The 17,144-nt window shown below is 63.1% G+C and carries 9 protein-coding genes and 2 pseudogenes; 2 read left to right on the top strand and 9 right to left on the bottom strand.

Annotated elements, in window-relative coordinates; all coding sequences use genetic code 11:
- Positions 1-378: 378 nt before the first annotated feature.
- Positions 379-1,542 (bottom strand): annotated as a pseudogene (locus EP7_RS27755) (IS256 family transposase).
- Positions 1,543-2,289: 747 nt separating this feature from the next.
- Here EP7_RS27755 and EP7_RS27750 point away from each other — a divergent pair.
- Together EP7_RS27750 and EP7_RS27745 are read left to right on the top strand one after the other, a co-directional pair.
- Positions 2,290-2,523 carry a transposase gene (locus tag EP7_RS27750; protein WP_463528483.1) on the top strand — a complete coding sequence of 78 codons (234 nt, stop codon included), beginning with the start codon at positions 2,290-2,292 and terminating at the stop codon, positions 2,521-2,523.
- 779 nt (positions 2,524-3,302) lie between these two features.
- On the top strand, positions 3,303-5,942 hold the full coding sequence (locus EP7_RS27745; RefSeq protein WP_463528539.1) for a DUF4082 domain-containing protein: 2,640 nt from the start codon (positions 3,303-3,305) through the stop codon (positions 5,940-5,942).
- A gap of 106 nt (positions 5,943-6,048) precedes the next feature.
- Here EP7_RS27745 and EP7_RS27740 read toward each other — a convergent pair.
- The 8 genes and pseudogenes from EP7_RS27740 to asnB form a co-directional block, all read right to left on the bottom strand.
- Positions 6,049-7,353: pseudogene (locus EP7_RS27740) on the bottom strand (nucleotide sugar dehydrogenase).
- A 180-nt stretch (positions 7,354-7,533) separates the two neighbouring features.
- Positions 7,534-8,370: a class I SAM-dependent methyltransferase gene (locus tag EP7_RS27735; RefSeq protein WP_463528538.1), complete on the bottom strand. Its 837-nt coding sequence runs from the start codon at positions 8,368-8,370 to the stop codon at positions 7,534-7,536.
- A 51-nt stretch (positions 8,371-8,421) separates the two neighbouring features.
- Positions 8,422-10,194, bottom strand: coding sequence for a glycosyltransferase family 39 protein (locus tag EP7_RS27730; RefSeq protein WP_463528537.1), 1,773 nt, complete (start codon positions 10,192-10,194; stop codon positions 8,422-8,424).
- Between the two features lie 10 nt (positions 10,195-10,204).
- The gene (locus EP7_RS27725; protein WP_463528536.1) at positions 10,205-11,446 is read right to left on the bottom strand and encodes a hypothetical protein; all 1,242 of its coding nucleotides are present in this window, start codon (positions 11,444-11,446) and stop codon (positions 10,205-10,207) included.
- Between the two features lie 23 nt (positions 11,447-11,469).
- Positions 11,470-12,648 carry a glycosyltransferase family 2 protein gene (locus tag EP7_RS27720; RefSeq protein WP_463528535.1) on the bottom strand — a complete coding sequence of 393 codons (1,179 nt, stop codon included), beginning with the start codon at positions 12,646-12,648 and terminating at the stop codon, positions 11,470-11,472.
- A 93-nt stretch (positions 12,649-12,741) separates the two neighbouring features.
- Positions 12,742-13,944: a glycosyltransferase gene (locus EP7_RS27715; protein WP_463528534.1), complete on the bottom strand. Its 1,203-nt coding sequence runs from the start codon at positions 13,942-13,944 to the stop codon at positions 12,742-12,744.
- Positions 13,945-13,979: 35 nt separating this feature from the next.
- Positions 13,980-15,167, bottom strand: coding sequence for a glycosyltransferase (locus EP7_RS27710; protein WP_463528533.1), 1,188 nt, complete (start codon positions 15,165-15,167; stop codon positions 13,980-13,982).
- A 10-nt stretch (positions 15,168-15,177) separates the two neighbouring features.
- Complete coding sequence (gene asnB, locus EP7_RS27705) at positions 15,178-17,133, bottom strand: asparagine synthase (glutamine-hydrolyzing) (protein WP_463528532.1); 1,956 nt, start codon at positions 17,131-17,133, stop codon at positions 15,178-15,180.
- Between the last annotated feature and the right edge of the window lie 11 nt (positions 17,134-17,144).

Raw genomic sequence — 17,144 nt, 5'->3', positions numbered from 1 at the left:
GGAGCTACTCGAAGCGGCTCCACCGCCTATGCCACGGGGTGGACCGGGAGAACCTCCCGGTGGACCTGGCCGAGTACGAGTTCCGGTACAATCATCGTGATGAGCATCTGCCGGAGGTACTATACAAGACCCTGATCCTCCCCCAACTCATCAAGGAGGGCTTGGCCTAGGATTTTGCTAATCACCTAAATTGATTCAAGGATTGATCACGCCTCGAGCGATCGGTCGTGGGGCAGCCGATCAGACTGCTCGTTCAGAACCGAGAGGCGGATCTATCAATAGTGAGTACGGCTGTACCATCCGATTGGAACCGATCCGAACCATTCCGACTGATAAAGCAACATCGATTCTGTAAATTCCGTCTCGGAGGGCGGCAGGTCATTCCGGCTCCATCGTCACGTACTTGCGGTTCGTCTCCCACTTCTCGCTGATATCCATCAAGACAGCACCGACCAGTCGCAAGGCTGACACCTCGTTGGGGAACAGGGTCGCCACCCTCGTCCGCCGCTTGATCTCCCGGTTGATCCGCTCCAGCATGTTCGTCGTCCTCAGCCGCCTTCGGTGGCCCGGCAGCAGGGAGAAGGCCGTCAGCCGCTCCTGGACATTGACCTCCATCCACTCGGCCAGCCTCGGCGCCGTCGTGCGGTACTTCTTCACCGCCAGGTCAAACTGCCGATCGGCCTCGGCCCGATCCGGGGCGTCGAGGACCGCCCGCAGGCTCGCCCCCACCTCTTTCCGCATCGCCACCTTGGGCACGTAGGCCATGGCGTTCTGGGCCAGGTGGAACTGGCATCGCTGCCAGGGCACGCCCGAGAACCGGGCTCGGAGGGCCTCCCTGAGTCCGGCATTGGCATCGCTGGCGATCATGCGGACGCCGTGTAGGCCAAGGGCGTGAAGGCTCGCTAGGAAGGCCCGCCAGTGGGGCTCGGCCTCCGACAGCGAGACCCTGGTGCTGAAGATCGACCGATGCCCCTGGGCATCGATGCCGATGGCCACCAGGACCGCACAGGAGACCACCGACCCGCCGTGGCGGAACTTCTCGTAGCGGGTGTCGAGGACCAGGTAGGGCATCTCGCCGAGGGGCCGTTCACGCCAGGTCGTCAACTCGGCGTCGAGTGCGGCGGCGGCCGGGCTGACCTGGGAACTGCTGATCTCGGCCCCGCAGAGTTGCTCGGTGATGGAGGCGACCTTCCTTGTCGAGACGCCCTGGACGTCCATCTCGGCGACGGCCAGTTACCGGGCCAGCTCGCTGCGGACGCCCATCTCCAGGGCCAAGGGGTAGAAGTCGATGCCCCGGGCCTGGGGAACGGCCAGGGTGATGGGGCCCATGCGGGTCGGGACGGTCTTGGGCTTGTAGCCATTGGAGTAGCCCTGACGCCCCTCAGATCGCTCATACGGGGCGGCCCCGAGTACCTGAGCCCGTTCGAGCTTCATGATTTCGTTAAGGAGGACGGTTAGGGCCTGGGCCATGCCGTCGAATCCGTGCTCAGCCAGGAGTTCCCTGATCTGGTCGAGGGGGTTACTTTGCTCGTGGTGGGTCATCGTCGGTCGGTCTCCTTGGGTTGGTTGGCACCTTCCAAGGAACCGGCGATGACCTGCCGCTTTCAAGGCGAATCGCCCGGGAAGGCCTTCAGAGGCGGGGTACGCCCGCCGCCGTCGGCCCACCGGCAATCGGGAATTACAGAAGCAAAGATGCACTAACTTCCGACTCGAGCTTGATCGACAAGTCCGGCCTGTGTATCCCGATCGAAATCGAACAGTTCTTACGAGTTCTGAATCACAGGGACCAAGACAGGCTTTCTAGGGATCAAGCCAGGCTTTCTGTGGATCGCCTTGGCTGACGGGTCCGGTGCCCAGATCAGGCGAGGCAAGATCACAGGCCAGGAAAACCCAATGGTTATTTCACTCTTGCAAACATCTCTGATTGCCGGTGCATAGCTCAAGTCAATGAGGACCATCGGGTTTTGAGGTCTGCATTACCATGTCACAATCAATGCATCGATTCGAGCTTGGTCGAACCGTCTCAATGAAGAATGATTGTAACAAATCATAGAGATGTGAAAGAATTTGTCTTCCGGAGTAGGAGGTATGGGGTCACAATCTGTCGACATTAGAGTTAAGGTGTTGATCCAAATCGAATCAAGAGCCAGAAGCTGCCAGTGTCACCCCCCCCATCGTCGCCGATGGGATCTACAACGGCGGGATCGCCGAGTGGGTCTATAGAGTGTCACCCCCCCCATCGTCGCCGATGGGATCTACAACGGCGGGATCGCCGAGTGGGTCTATGCGTTGCGAGACCTCAACCGGCTGCGGCTGGAGATCAAGGCGAAGCGTCCCGGTGCCGACAAGTTCGAGCCGATCGCGTTCCGCTGGCGTGTGGAGCGGACCTTCGCATGGCTGGGGCGGAACCGTCGGCTGAGCAAGGATTATGAGGCGACCACCGCAAGCAGCGAGGCGTTCGTCAAGCTGGCGATGATCCATCTGATGGCCCGCAGACGATCGAAGGTGTTGGCGAAAAGGTAGCTTTCCCCACAGGCTGTAAGTGGCGGTGACCATTCGTCCTAAGCCTCTTCTGGCATATGGTTTGATTTGGGCCAGGAATGGCCTAGGGTTTCAAGGGCACAGCGAGACCAATGCTACCGATGTTTAGAACTGGAATCCGAAATGATAAATCAATACATCATGATGATGTTCTTGACGTCCTTCAGGCTTTCGGTTTCGTTACGCGGTGTGAGCCGTCGTTGTCGGTTAGGTTCAGGTTTCGTAGTCGGTCATCTCTCAAGTTGCGCGTCAAAAGTAGTTGCAGATGGCTCACCATTGTCGTAGCAGGTGAGAAGTGACCTTGAACTCGTTGGTTTGAGTCAAAAAATATGCCGTGGGTTCTTGACAAGCGACAACTTAGTACTAATAAATAAAAGCGATTACCTTAATGAAAGATTAAAGTCTGCTGCATTCAAGCAGGTAATCATTTTTGATAAAAGTTAACGTTGGTGACGTTCGCGTTGAGGTTTCGAGACTGTCGAAATCCAGCTTCATCCCCCCGGGCAGGAATTGTGTTTCCGTCAATGCACTGAGCCGGGGACGGCTCGCACCCGTCCCCGGCTCCAGGGTCGTCCACTCCCCAGCTTTTTCCGTCAATGCACTGAGCCGGGGACGGCTCGCACCCGTCCCCGGCTCCAGGGTCGTCCACTCCCCAGCTTTTACCAAGAGAGTCCCGACTGATGAAAATTCTACCTAGGCTCACATCTCGAGGGCGAAACTTTTTTTCCGATGGAAGCCGGCCCTCGCGATCAAGGTCTCGGTTGCAAATTGAGCTGCTTGAGACACGATTGGCTCTGAGCAACTACATCGTCTCCCCAACGGGCAACGACTCGGCTGCCGGCACGGCCACGGCCCCCTGGAAGACACTTCAGCACGCTTCCGACCTTGCCAAGCCCGGTGACGTGATCTCGGTTCGGGCGGGCACCTACGCCGGTTTCATCATGGGCTGGAATTCTCCCCAGGGTGGGACCGCGAACGCTCCGATCACGTTTCAGGCCGACCCGGGCACGCTCATCAACGTCCGCAATGGCAAGACACCCGACGCGATCAACCTGGAAAACTGCAATTACGTCACCATCAGCGGGTTCACCATCACCCCCGATGCCAGCCAGTCCAATTGGAGGACCGCGCTCCGGGCCGCTGGCGGAGGAATCGGTGTCAATTTCAGCAACAACACGATTCAACTCCGGCAGGTTGACCAGTGCGGCATGATGACCAGTTTCACCACCGACCTACTGGTCCAGAACAACAAGGTTTCCGGGGGCTATGACACCGGGATCTACGTGGCCAATAGCGCGGTCCGGCCGACCGTCCGCGGCAATACGGTGACCAATGTCCTGGGCAACGGGTTGCTGCTTAACGGCGACTCCAGCCAGGGAGGCAACGGACTGATTCCGGGAGCCCTGGTCGAGAACAACATCATCACCAACGTCGGTATGGGCGGATCGCTGGCGAAGTATGGTCCGGGCTCGGCAATCAACCTCGGCGGCGTCCAGAATTCGGTCATTCGCAATAACATCATCGCCAACGCCCACGCCAAGGGGCTCACCGTCGCCCAGCTCCAGAGCTCGCAGGGCTCGACGAACAATCTGATCGCCAATAACACAATCATGGTGGCAGCCGATGGTCAGTCGGCGCTTCGGCTGGCCGATGCCAGCACGGGCAACACGATCATCAACAATGTGCTGTATTCGGCCAGCACCAACGGGACCGACGGGACTGTCATCGCCTCGGCGGCCAGTCTGACCGGAATGAAGATGGATTACAACGCCGTCGCTCCGAGGTTCTCGGCCGACGAGGGCAGTTCGAGCCTCACGCTGAGCCAGTGGCAGACCAAGTACGCCTTCGATACTCACTCGATACTGCTCGACCTGACCAAATCCTTCGTCAACGCGTCCGGGTTGGACTTCCACCTCCCATCGACAAGCACCCTGATCGATACCGGGACCTCTCTGAACGCTCCCTCGACCGATCTGGAAAAGAAGCCCAGGCCGATCGGCAATGGTGTCGATATTGGTGCATACGAGTTCCAGGCCGGCAGCACGAGTCCGCCGGCTCCGGTCGGCGACACGGTGGCCCCTAAGGTCAACTCATTCACCCCGGCGGCCGCTGCCACCGGCGTGGCGACGACGGCCAGCGTCACGGCGCTCTTCAGCGAAGCGGTCCAGTCGGGCACGATCAACTTCGTGCTCAAGGACGCCGCCGGCAGCGTGATCCCGTCCACCGTGACCTACGCGACGAATAGCAACACGGCCACACTCAAGCCATCGGCGGCTTTGAAGGCCTCGACGACTTACACCGCCAGCGTCAGTGGGGTCAGGGACGTTGCCGGCAATCTGATGGTCGGCACGACCACCGGGTCCTTCACCACCGGAACGGTCGACACGGTGGCCCCTAAGGTCAACTCATTCACCCCGGCGGCCGCTGCCACCGGCGTGGCGACGACGGCCAGCGTCACGGCGCTCTTCAGCGAAGCGGTCCAGTCGGGCACGATCAACTTCGTGCTCAAGGACGCCGCCGGCAGCGTGATCCCGTCCACCGTGACCTACGCGACGAATAGCAACACGGCCACACTCAAGCCATCGGCGGCTTTGAAGGCCTCGACGACTTACACCGCCAGCGTCAGTGGGGTCAAGGACCTTGCCGGCAATCTGATGGTCGGCACGACCACCCGGTCCTTCACCACCGGCACGGACGCCACCCCTCCATCAACGTCGACGTCGTCCACGCTTTGGAGCAGCTCGTCCAAGCCGGTTACGGCGTCGTTCCCCGAAGCCAGCGCGGTTGAGCTGGGGGTGAAGTTCAGCTCCAACACGGCTGGGACGATCACCGGAATCCGCTTCTACAAGGCCGGCACCAACACGGGAACCCACGTTGGCCACCTCTGGAGCAGCAGCGGCCAGCTTCTGGCCTCGGCCACGTTCACGTCCGAGACGGCCTCGGGTTGGCAGCAAGTGACCTTCGCCTCGCCGGTGACGATTCAGCCGAACACGATTTACGTGGCGTCGTACCTGGCTCCGCAAGGTGGCTACGCGTCGGACGCGAACTACTTCGCCTCGGCCTATACCAGCGGACCACTGTCAGTGCCGGCCAACGGGAGTGTCTTCCGGTATGGTTCAGGGGGAGGCTTCCCCACCCAGACCTGGAAGGCGACCAACTACTGGGTAGACGTCGTCTTCAAACCCACCACGCCGTCCACCCTTGGGTCGGTCACTGCCACGGTTGTACCGCTGGTTTCCGGGGCATCGACGACCTCGACCAAGTCGATCACGGCTCCGCTCCAGGCCCCGACCAGCACCGTCAATCCGAGCTCGGCGGGCGTTGATCAGGTCTTCTCGGGCCAGGAGATCCCGACGGTCCCGACCCTCCAGGGTGGCCGCCGCAAGAACCGTCAGAAGTAAACGTCTTAGAGAGGCAAAAAGGGGTCCCGCCGCTACCGGATTAGACCGGTTGCGGCGGGACGCTCACTTTCGAAGTGATCGATGATCCGCGGCGTCTCCAGGCTGGTCAGGCCGGGACGATCCGCTCGCGATGAGCCTTTACCTTCCGGGCCGCATTGCGGGTGTCGATGACCAACGGCGAGTGCTCGACGATCAAGGGCCAGTCGTAGGCTAAGTGGTCCGTCGCGATCAGGACGCAATCCTGAGACCGGAGGTATTCCGGCGTCAACGGCTGGCTGGTCATCTTGAGTCCAGGGTAGTGCCGCATCGAGGGGAGCTTGGGGATATGTGGGTCGTTGTAGGAGACGATGGCTCCTTTAGCCAGGAGCAACTCCATCAGCTCGAAGCCGGGCGATTCGCGGGGGTCGTCCACGTCCTTCTTGAAAGCCATACCAAGCAGGATGATCTTACTGCCCCGGACCGGCTTGGCCCGATCGTTGAGGGCGTCGGCGATTCGCTGAACAACGTAGGCGGGCATGGCGGTGTTGATCTCTCCGGCCAGCCCGAAGAACCGGGTCGTCAGGCCGTGTTTCCTGGCGATCCAGGAGAGTTAGAACGGATCGATCGGAATGCAGCGCCCGCCCAGCCCTGGACCAGGCTAGAACACCTGGAATCCGAAGGGCTTGGTCCGGGCCGCCTCGATCACCTCTCAAACGTCGATGCCCATCCGGCCGTAAAGGATCTTCAGTTCGTTGACCAAGGCGATGTTTACAGCCCGATAGGTGTTCTTGAGGATTTTGCAGGCTTCGGCGACCTCGCAGCTTGAAACCGGGACGACTCGGGTGATCACCTTGGCATACAGGGTCGAGGCGAACTCGAGGCTCCGAGGGTCGAGCCCGCCGACAACCTTGGGAATCGTCGGGGCCGAGAACTGGGGGTTGCCCGGATCCTCACGCTCGGGGCTGAACGCCAGGAAAAAGTCTTCACCGGCCTGCAAGCCTTTGGCCTCGAGGATCGGTCGGACGACGTCGCGGGCGGTGCCGGGATAGGTTGTACTCTCGAGGACCACTAGCTGACCAGCTCGGAGCTGGGTGGCGATGGTCTTGCTCGATTCGACCACAAAAGTCAGGTCGGGCTCGCGACCGTCCTTCAGGGGAGTCGGCACACAGATCAGGATCGCATCAGGTTCGTCGAGCCTGTTGAAATCGTCTGTTGCCTCGAAACCGCGGCGGGTCATCTCGCGGACTACCTCGTCGGTGATGTGGCCGATGTATCTCTGTCCCCGACGGAGCGATTCGACCTTGGCAGAGTCGACGTCGAAGCCCAGGACCGCGATCCCTCAATCGACAAAGGCTCGGGCCAGCGGCAGCCCGACATATCCGAGGCCGATGATTCCAACGCGACAGGCGTTGTCGAGGATCTTCGAGAGCATCAACTCGCGGAGATCCCTGGTCGGGATGGATGGATCAGGGAAGTCGCTCGGAGAGCTCATCGTGGTGGTCCGTTTCCTGGAGAGCGGGACGGTTCGAGGAAGGTTTGATGCGAGGAAGGGTTCATCCGCGTCGTCGAAGCTCAGCGGGCCGTCGGGGACCAGTCGTCGAGGTTGATCGGCTCACCTGGCCGCCACCAACCGGATGCCGAGGAAGTTCGAGACCGCACGGGACCCGGCGATGGCTCGCCTCGACCCGTGAGGCAGCCGATCCAGGAACCCCTCGGTCCAGGTCATCAGCGGTCCGGGCACCGGGGCATAACGCCCCTTGAGACCGGCGTAGGCCCGGACCCTGGAAAATCCCGACTCGAGCATCAGCTTCGATAGATCGGTGTTGGTATATTCCTTCATGTGGAAGCCGGTGGGCCTCTCGTCGAAGTACATGGAGATGTCGGATGGACCGTAGAGCCGATTCGGGGTAAGGCAGAGATAGAGGCCGCCGGGCTTGAGGACCTCGAAGATGCTTCGGAGCTGCGCCAGGGCGTCGTCCTGGTGCAGGTGTTCCATGACCTGGTGGCTGTAGGCGATGTCCACCGATCCGGCCGGTAGGGGGATACTGATCCCGTCGAAGGTCACAATTTCAACGTTCTCGGGCCTGGAGAGGTTGTTCATGGCCACTGCCGAGACGTCGATAGCATAGACCTTCCGGACGAACCGGGACGCCTCAAAGGATAGGCTGCAATCCCCCGGGCCGACCTCCAGGAACGACGCATCGGGCCTGAGGAAGCGCTGGAGAAACCGCATCTGACTCCGAACGGCTCGGGCGTTGTCCTCCAACGAATGTCGACGAGTGTTTCGAGGGTGATGCGGAACCCTTTGATAAAGCTCATCGTAGAGGGCCGAGTAGAGGTGCTTTCTGTCCTGGCTGGAGGCCTGGCGAAGCCGGCCGGCCAGATCCTTTTCGATCTCGTAATGTTCTCTGAGCTGTTCCAGGGTCCTGGATTCGCCCTGATCGGTCATGTCGGTCCTCTCCTTCAAAAATGCCCCTCGCTCAATCCGATGGTCCGAGCCTCAACGATCGCCAGCCGGAAGCTCAAAGACCTCGAAGGACCGGCCTCGGAGCTTCTGGTTGTCTCCCTCGATCGTGGCGATGAGCTTGGCTCGAGACTCAAGTTCCTTGTAGAACCGGAGCCGCTCCTCGGTCGTCGGCGAGGGCCGGTTCCTCCGGAACATCGAGACGACCGACCCCGATCGGATGAAATATCGGACATCTTGATCCTGGAGATATCGGAGATAATCGCCCGAGCGATCCGAGGCGTGCAATCGGTAGAGATCATAATGGGGATGGTTCCGGTCTCGCTCGATCATCTTCCTGAGGTTCGAGTAGTAATCGACCCTGCCGGAGAATCCGGCGGCCTTCGCCTCGGCGATGCTTCGATCGAGCGAGGCAACCGTCGGCAGGAAGTTCAGGTCCTCCTCGTCGTCCATCGCGAACTTCGTCCCCGGCTTGAATTGCTCCAGGACCCAGGCCATCGTCGCCGACCCGGTGTGGGGCAAGCCCAGAGCCAGGGCCGTCTTGACCTGAAACGGGATCGTCAGGACGAGGATCAAGCCCAGCGCCAGGCCGCTTATGAGCGACCTCCTCGGCTCGGTCGAGGCCAGACGCCCGGCGATGGATCGGATCGTGATGGCCGCCAGGGCGCAGAGGCAGGGCGTGATCGGCAGGAGGTAATGCGTGAACCGAACCCGGCTCATCAGGAAGGCGGCCAGTCCCAGGACGACCGAGGGGATCAGCATCGAACCGGCCAGCCCGAGGCGGCGGTCGACCAACGCGAGTACCCCCCCGGCGAACCCGAGCAGGACGATCGGCAGGCCGACGACCTCCGGCAAGGTCGACCGAAACAGCTCGAGGAATGGTGATGGGGGCTCGGCGATGCCGATATGCTCGACGATGCCTCGCTGATGCTCCAGCTGAAACCGGAGGTCGGCGAAGAAGGTCGGGTAATCCAGGACGGCGAACGGCGTCGTCGCGACGAACGCCAGGATCGACATCCCGGCGGCGGCCAGAAGGGATCGGCGAACCGGGAGCCCCACGACGGCCCGCCAACCCAGCCGGGGGAACTCGCGGTAAAGATCGGCCGAGATTACATAGCTTGCCGAAAGCACGCCGTGGTACTTCATCGAGCCGGCCAGGCCGACCATGATCCCCGCCAGAAGGTAATCGCGGCGCCGGGCCTCCGCCGAGGTCGCGATCCGGAGCGAGATCCCCAGCGAGGCGATCGCGAAGAAGGTCATCGGGACGTCGGCCAGACCGGCCCGGCTGGTCTGCACATGCAGCGGGACCATCAGCAGCAGGAGCCCGGCGAGCAGCCCGGTTGGTCGGTCGACCATCCGGCCGGTCGCCCGGATCAGGAGTATGACCGTGCCCAGGCCGAAGCTCGCCGAGAGCAGCCGGGGAATCAGGTAATAAGCCCGAGGGTTGCTCAGGTATCCCAGGACGAAGTCGGTGGGGCTTCGGAAACATCCCGCCAAGAATCCGCCGGCGAAGAAGAACCCATCGACGAGGAAGGTCAGGTAGTAGAAGGAGGACGCGGGCCAGTCAAAGTTCTTCGGGTTGAGGTTGCCGGTGCCGAACTTCAGGGCGTGAAGCACGACGTACCGCTCATCACCGCCGAACGGCCCCGCGCCCAGGTAGATCAGCCGCGCTCCGAGGCTCAAGACTACCCCGAGAGTGGCGATGATCAGGCCGATCCTGGAGAAGCTCCGGCGAGAGGCGGCCGGCTCGGGCCGAATTTCCGCCAGAGCCGGACCGGCCGTCGATCGTGCTTCGAGTTCCGAGCTCATGCGTGCCTCCTCAAGGTGCGTCTTCGATCGTCGGCTCGGCCGAGACTGAGGCTAGGTCGGCCGGGCTCGTCGAAGCTCCGTCCCAGATCATCCGGTAGTCGCGGGCCTGGTCGACCGGCCCAGTCCAGCCCTGCTCGGCGGCTTGGGCCAGGTTGAACATCTCGCGAGCGGTCACGTAGTGGAACTGGAACTGAGCGTCTTGCTGGGCTCGGCGAGCCAGATCCTGATGGAAGCGGATCATGGGTTCACCAAGGAGCACCTCGCGGTTCGATCCGGGAGCCCCGTGAGTGTGGAGCTTGACGAAGTACCAGTCGGGCCGCCGGGCAATCTGGACACTCGCCTTGATCCAGAGCTCCAGCCGCTCCGGGCTCGGTGGTTGGTTGCCTTGGAGGCAACCGTTTTCAATCCGTGGGACGAGGCCCCATTTTCGCCTCCGCCAGTCGAGCACCAGCGGCCCTTGGATCATCAAGAGGGCGTCGGCTGGGGTTGGCCCGATGCCGGCGTCGACGCCCCAGTCGTGCGACCGGGGACGCTTGGGGTCGTCGACCGCGTAGTAGATACTATTGATCTTACGGGTCTGGGTCGGGCTGGGAGCCGAGGGGAGCGTGAAGTCGGCGTAGCAGCCGGTTTCGCGGAGCACGTCGAGTTCGTTGTTGACGCCGCACCATCGGCCGTCGGGACGGGAGTTGTCCAGGGCCCAGTTCCCGTGGATGAACCCATAGGCCAGCTCGCCCGTTTCCCGATCTCTCGGCAAAAGACCGTGACGTTCTGAGAGACGCTGCTTGGCTTGCTGGATCGCCACCCGGAGCCCCTCGGCGGTATCATCGTGGTGGTGGAGGTGTACCTCGACTTCACCGAAACCGCTCCGGCATAGCTCGGCAAGATGGTCGAGGTGTTCGGCGTTGTACTGCTCGATCGGGTAGAAGAACGAGTGCTGGGGCGGCTTCCCGTCGCTGTCTTGGAACAGGCCGAAGAGTCTCGGATAGTCCTCAACCCACTGACGGACCCGCTCGGTGGCTTTCTCGGGCGACGCGCCGTCGTTGGCCGGCTCGAAGTGATCGGCGATACAGAGCAGGACATGGATCGGTCCGTCGGGCCGCTCCCTCCGACGCTTGCCGAGCTGGATCAGGTAAGGGATCAGGCATCGATCAAAACCTCTCCGGCTGGCCAGTCCGAAGATCACGCCGACGACGAGCCCGAGCCCGGCCAGCAGAAGGAGAACCAGCGTGATCAAGCCCATCGCGATGCTCATCAAACTGACCCTCCTCGAGCGCTTCAGGCGCGTTGACCTTGACGGCCGGTGGGGTTCCAGATTCCCTTCTGGGTGCCCCAGATCCATCGCCAGAACCCCAGGAGCAGCGCCAGATTCATCCCGCTGAACATGGTCGTCAGCCTGAGGAATCGAAACACCTTGGGATGAAGTGGCGTGTAGCCCGCTGCCACCGCGATGAGATAGAAGCCAAGCTGCCCGAGTAGTGCCGCCCTGTAGATCGGCCGATCGCTCAGGATCACGCTGCTGGCCAGTAGGAGAATCAGCAAGAAAGGGCAGAGCAGGCGCAGGAACTTGTGAGAGAAGAAGGCGAAGGCGGTCCAGCCCCAGACCGGGTTGAGCAGCGGCCAGAGGATTTCCATACTCCGGAAGTCGCCCGTTCCGTTCCGGGCCCGACGGCGGAACTCGCCTTCGATGTCGGGAGCGGTCTCCTCCCGAGCGACCGCCGATGCTTCGTAGACGATCCTGCACCCGGTCGCCAGCTTGGCTCGGAGCGGGATGACCAGGTCGTCGACGGTGGTCGTGGCCGGGATCGGAGCGTAGAGAGCCCTGCGGACCAGATAGAGACCGCCGTTGGCTCCCAGCAGCGCCCCGAGTTGATTCTCGCATTTCTTGATGAACGTCTCATACGTCCAATAGAGGCCGTCGACGTTCCGCCCGTTAGCCGGGTCGATCAGGACCAGGCGGCCGCAGACCGCGCCGATGGAGGGGTCGTGGAACCATTGGGCGAGCCTGCGGAGCGCGTCAAAATCGATCATCGTGTTCGCATCGGACATCAGGACGAGTTCGCCACGGAGTCCGGGGATCGTTTGGTTGAGGATGGAGGCTTTACCCCGGCGGACCTCGTAGTCGAGCAGTTCAACCCCCTGGCCGGCGTAGCTTCGGGCGATCGCGTTGGTCGCGTCGGTGCTGCCATCGGACCCGACAACGATCTGGAGCCGATCGGCGGGGTAGTCCATCGCCAGGGCGTTGCGAATCCGCTCTTCGATGACCCTCTCCTCGTTGTACGCCGGTATCAGCAGCGAGACGCTCGGCCATTCGAATTCGTCTTTGTGCGGGGGAGCTGGCATCTGGCCAAAGACCCTTGCGAGGACCCAGATCAAAACCGGGTAGCCCAGATAGGCGTAGACGACCAGGACCGCGCAGGTCCAGAAGCAGACGACGGCGATCGTGAATGGTTCCATAAAATAATCTCACGACTGGACGCCGATATTGGAATCGATCACCCGTTTTGATTTTGACGCCCGGTCGAGACTGGTTTCAGGTCGAGGCTGGTTTCAGGAGGCTCCGACGACTTCCCCCGGATTTCTCGACGCCTCGAGGTGCGGATTGACGATCTCGAGGATCTCGCGCCGGCGGGCATCCCAGCTCAGCGAGGCGACTTGGTCCATCCGCCTCTGGATCTCCTCGGGGGTTGACGGGCGGGCCAGGACCTCGTCGAGCTTCTGGAGGAACTCCTCGGACGACCGGGCGATCGCCACGACGTCGGCGAACTTGTCGATCTCGGGGGTGCTAATCGCGACGATCGGCTTGCCCATCGCCAGGTATTCGCGGAGCTTCAACGGGTTGGCGTAAAGGGCGAACTGCGAGGATCGATAGGGGATGATCGCCGCGTCGAAGACCTTGCCGTAGGCGGGTAGCTCCGAGTAAGGCCGCTTGCCGACCATCCGGACGTTGGGGCTCTGGGGAACCTGATCGGCGGGAACGGCAACCCGGCCGATCATCAGGAAGGTCCACGAGGGACGCTGCCGGGCCAGCCAGTCGACCAGCTCCAGATCGATCTGCCCGCCGATCAGGCCGAAGAACCCGATGACCGGCCGGGGCAGCTCCGCTACATCGACCGGGATGGCGATCTGTGGGTCCTGGGCCCTGGCGAAGTGTTCGACGTCGACGCCGTGGGGGCTGACATGGGTATTCGAATTGAGCCGACGCTTCGAATCGAAGAGGGTATCAGAGGTGACGAAGACCAGATCGGCCCGGCGGGTCAGGTCCTCGTCCATGGCCCGGACCACCTCGACGTCGACGTTGGGCAACGACGCATAATCGTCGGTGCAGTAATAGACCGAGAGCCGCTCACCCAGCCGGCCGACTATCGGGGAGAGGTGTGGGATCACGAACCACGAGATCGGCCGATCGATCCGCTCGCGGCGGATCAGGCTCCGGATCGTCGCCAGGATCAGGGCGCGGTTGAGCCTGCGGATCGGCCCGAAGCGGTGGAACGGGATCTGCAGGAGGGTCCGGACCTTCAGCCGAGGACCGACCGAAACCGCCCCCTGGAGGAACTTGGCGAGCTTCGAGCCGATCTTCTTCAGGTCGCGCACGGTTCCCTTGGGGATGTGCAGCCCGGGGCACTCGATGTAGTAGACCTCGAATCCCTCCTCGGCCAGTTGCCGGGCGATGTGGTGGCTGGAGGTCCGGTTCTCGGCGAACCAGTCGTTGCCGAAGTAGAGGATCGCGGGTGGCCTGGGTTCGATGCCCAAGGGTGGATCTCCGTCGATTGGGGACAGCGGCGCGGTCAGCTGGCAGCCGCTTTGGTCGAGACGAGCGCACGAAGGAGGTCGGCCAGGATCGCCGAGGAGTCGTCCCAGCTCAGGGGTCGGTGTCTCGACGCGTCGGGCGGGTCGATTAAGGACCGATGGATCTGGTCGGCCAGTGCGACCGGGTCGCCGGCTCTGACCAGCCGGCCGGCGTCTCCCTCGGCGATCTCGGCGATACCGCCGACATTGCTGGCCACGAACGGGGTCCCGCAGGCCAGCGATTCCCGGAGGACGTTGGGCAAGCCCTCTGACCGGCTCGGCAAGAGCGTCAGGTCGGCCGCCCGATACCAGTCGGGGAGCTGGCCATTGGGTTGGGCCCCGACGAAGTGGATTGACCTGGAGAGCCCGAGCGCCCGGCTCCGGGCCTCCAGGGCGGCCCGGGGGGCGCCGTCGCCGACCAGATAGACCTGGAAGTCGACCCGGCGGCGGAGCAACTCGGCCGCCGCCTCGATCAGCACGTCGAGCCCCTTGACCGGGTCGACCCGTCCAACCCAGAGCAGAACCTTGCCGGACCTGGCCAGGCCCAGCCGGTCTCGTGCCTCAAGCCGATCTCCGGGGGAGAACCGCTCGAGGTCGACGCCTTGAGGCTGGACGTGGACTCTCGCCGGATCAACCCCCAGGCCGATGACCTTCGCCCCCAGGTCTCGGCTGACCGCCAGAACCGCGTCGGCCTTCTGAAGCGCCTCGACCGTCCTTCGCTTCCGGCTTGGGACCCTGTCCAGGCCGAGGCCGGCATTGAGTACGTCGCATCCGTGGACCTGGACCGCCACCGGCAGACCTGCCCGATGCCCCAGATCGACCGCCGCCCAGCCGTCGGGATAGGCCCAGCTTCCCAGGACGACCTCGGGGCGGAACTCCATGAGGGCCCGCTCGAAGCTCTGACGGATCGAGGCCCGGAAGTATCGGCCGTACCACCCTCGGAGGATCAAGGGGGTGTGGACGTAACGGGGATAGTCGACGACGAGCCCGCCGCGAATGATCCGCCGACCGCTCGGCAAGGCCGGAGCGCCCCGGAGCCTGGCCGGCAGCTCAACGGTCCAGGCCACCGGCGCGATGACCGTCGTGGGATGCCGGTCAGCCAGGGTCCGCAACTGCGAGGCGTTGAACGGAGCCAGCCCCGGTCGATACGGGTTAGGGAAGAGGCTGGTCACCACCAGGATGCGCATCGACGATCCCTCAGCGGGCTTCAAGCCACGTCTCGAACATCAACACGCGCCAGAGTTCGTGCTGCCAGTTCCGTTTCCCGGAGAGGTGCTCCTGCCATTTCCGGAGGATCGGCTCGGGCTCGAGGAACCCCTCGGCTCGAAGCCGGTCGGCGTCTAGCAAGGCCTCGGCCCAGCCCTTCAAGGGGCCACGCAGCCAGGCGTCGATCGGCACGACGAAGCCCATCTTGGGCCGGTCGACCAGTTCGGCCGGAACGTGTCGATAGAGCACCTGCCGGAGGATCCACTTGCCCCGTCCGTCGCGAATCCGCAACGCTTTGGGCAGCCGCCTGGCGAACTCGACGACCCGGTGGTCCAGGATCGGCGCTCTCGACTCGAGGCTAGCCGCCATGCTCGAGCGGTCGACCTTGGTCAGGATATCGTCGGGCAGGTAATCGACCAGGTCGTTGTACATCAATTGACCCACGACATCCGCCCGGTCGGGTCGGGTATGGCCGTTAAGCCGGGGAGCCCGGTTCGGCTCCAGGTCACGGAGCGGCGGATTCCCGTCCCAACGGCCCAGGAGGTTCCGACAGACATCCTCGGGGCTGTTCGACCGGGCCACCAGCCGGGCGAGCTTGTGAATACGGTCTCCCGAGGCGAAGCGGCCGACCTCGCCGGGCAAGAGCCGACCGACCCGGCCGAAGATCCGATCCCAGGCGTCGGTGGAGAGACTGCCAAGCGCCCCGGCCGTCGCCTGCCGTAGAGTTCGGGGCATCCAGCCGATCCGGCTCCAGATCGCTGGCGACCACCGATACCAGGGGTAACCGGCGAACAGCTCGTCGCCGCCGTCGCCCGAGAGGCTGACCGTCACGTCGCGGCGGGCTAACCTCGAAACCAAAAGTGTGGGGATCTGCGAGGAGTCGGCGAACGGCTCGTCGTAGATCGTTGGCATCTCGGGCACGACGGCCATCGCCTCCTCGGGCGTGACATAAAGCTCGGTATGCTCGGTCCCTAGGTGGTCGGCCACGAGCCGGGCGTGGCGAGCCTCGTTGAACGCCTCCTCGTAGAACCCGATCGTGAACGTCTTGACCGGCCGATCGCTCTGCGCCTGCATCAGGGCGACGATCAGCGACGAGTCGATCCCGCCGGAGAGAAAGGCCCCGAGCGGGACGTCGGCAACCATCTCCTGGCCGACCGCGTCGCGGAGCAGGGTCTCGAGCTGGTCGACGGCCTGGCGATCGTCGGAGGGTTGCGGCAGTCCGGCCCGACCGGCCTCGACGGTCCACGCCGCCGACCAGTACGCCACCGGCGAGGGCTCCGCATCGATCCGCTCGGGCGCGACCGTCAGGATCGTGCCTGGAATAAGCTTGAAAATTCCTTGATAAATTGAGTAAGGGGCCGGGATGTAACCGAACCGCAGATAGGGGGCCAGCGATAGGCGGTCGACCTCGGCATTGAAGCCGGGATAAGCCCGAAGCGCCTTGAGCTCCGACCCGAAGAGAAACGCGCCTCCGGCCCACCCGTAGTAAAGCGGCTTTTCGCCGATCCGGTCACGGACCAGGTGGAGCCGACGCTCTCGGCGATCCCAGAGGGCAAAGGCGAACATCCCGACGAATCGTCTAACGGCGGCTTCAAGCCCCCAGACCTCGATGGCCCGGAGCAGGACCTCGGTGTCGGAGCCTCCGCGAAAGCTGCCGCCCCGCTCCTCAAGCTCTCGGCGGAGCGCCCGATGGTTGTAGATCTCGCCGTTGAAGGCCACCACGAACCGCCCGCCGTCCGACTCCATCGGCTGGTGACCCATCGGCGATAGGTCCACGATCGAGAGGCGGCGGAAGCCGACACCGTAGCCCGCCTCGGGGTCGGACCAGGTTCCCTCGTCGTCGGGCCCTCGATGCCGCAGCGCTCCGGCCATCCGCCGAGCGTCGTCGGCCATCGACTGACCGTCGGCGATCCGAGTGGGATCGAGGAAACCCGCAAAGCCACACATAAGGATCATCC

The organism is Isosphaeraceae bacterium EP7, assembly GCA_038400315.1.
Lineage (GTDB): Bacteria > Planctomycetota > Planctomycetia > Isosphaerales > Isosphaeraceae > EP7.
The sequence above is the reverse complement of the archived record's forward strand: the minus strand, read 5'-3'. Positions and strand labels throughout refer to the sequence as shown.

Bases quoted from the DNA above. Each gene is read 5' to 3' on its own strand.
- EP7_RS27735 (WP_463528538.1), bottom strand. From the start codon at position 8,370: ATGACCGATCAGGGCGAATCCAGGACCCTGGAACAGCTCAGAGAACAT.
- EP7_RS27725 (WP_463528536.1), bottom strand. From the start codon at position 11,446: ATGAGCATCGCGATGGGCTTGATCACGCTGGTTCTCCTTCTGCTGGCC.
- EP7_RS27720 (WP_463528535.1), bottom strand. From the start codon at position 12,648: ATGGAACCATTCACGATCGCCGTCGTCTGCTTCTGGACCTGCGCGGTC.
- EP7_RS27710 (WP_463528533.1), bottom strand. From the start codon at position 15,167: ATGCGCATCCTGGTGGTGACCAGCCTCTTCCCTAACCCGTATCGACCG.
- EP7_RS27730 (WP_463528537.1), bottom strand. From the start codon at position 10,194: ATGAGCTCGGAACTCGAAGCACGATCGACGGCCGGTCCGGCTCTGGCG.
- asnB (WP_463528532.1), bottom strand. From the start codon at position 17,133: ATGTGTGGCTTTGCGGGTTTCCTCGATCCCACTCGGATCGCCGACGGT.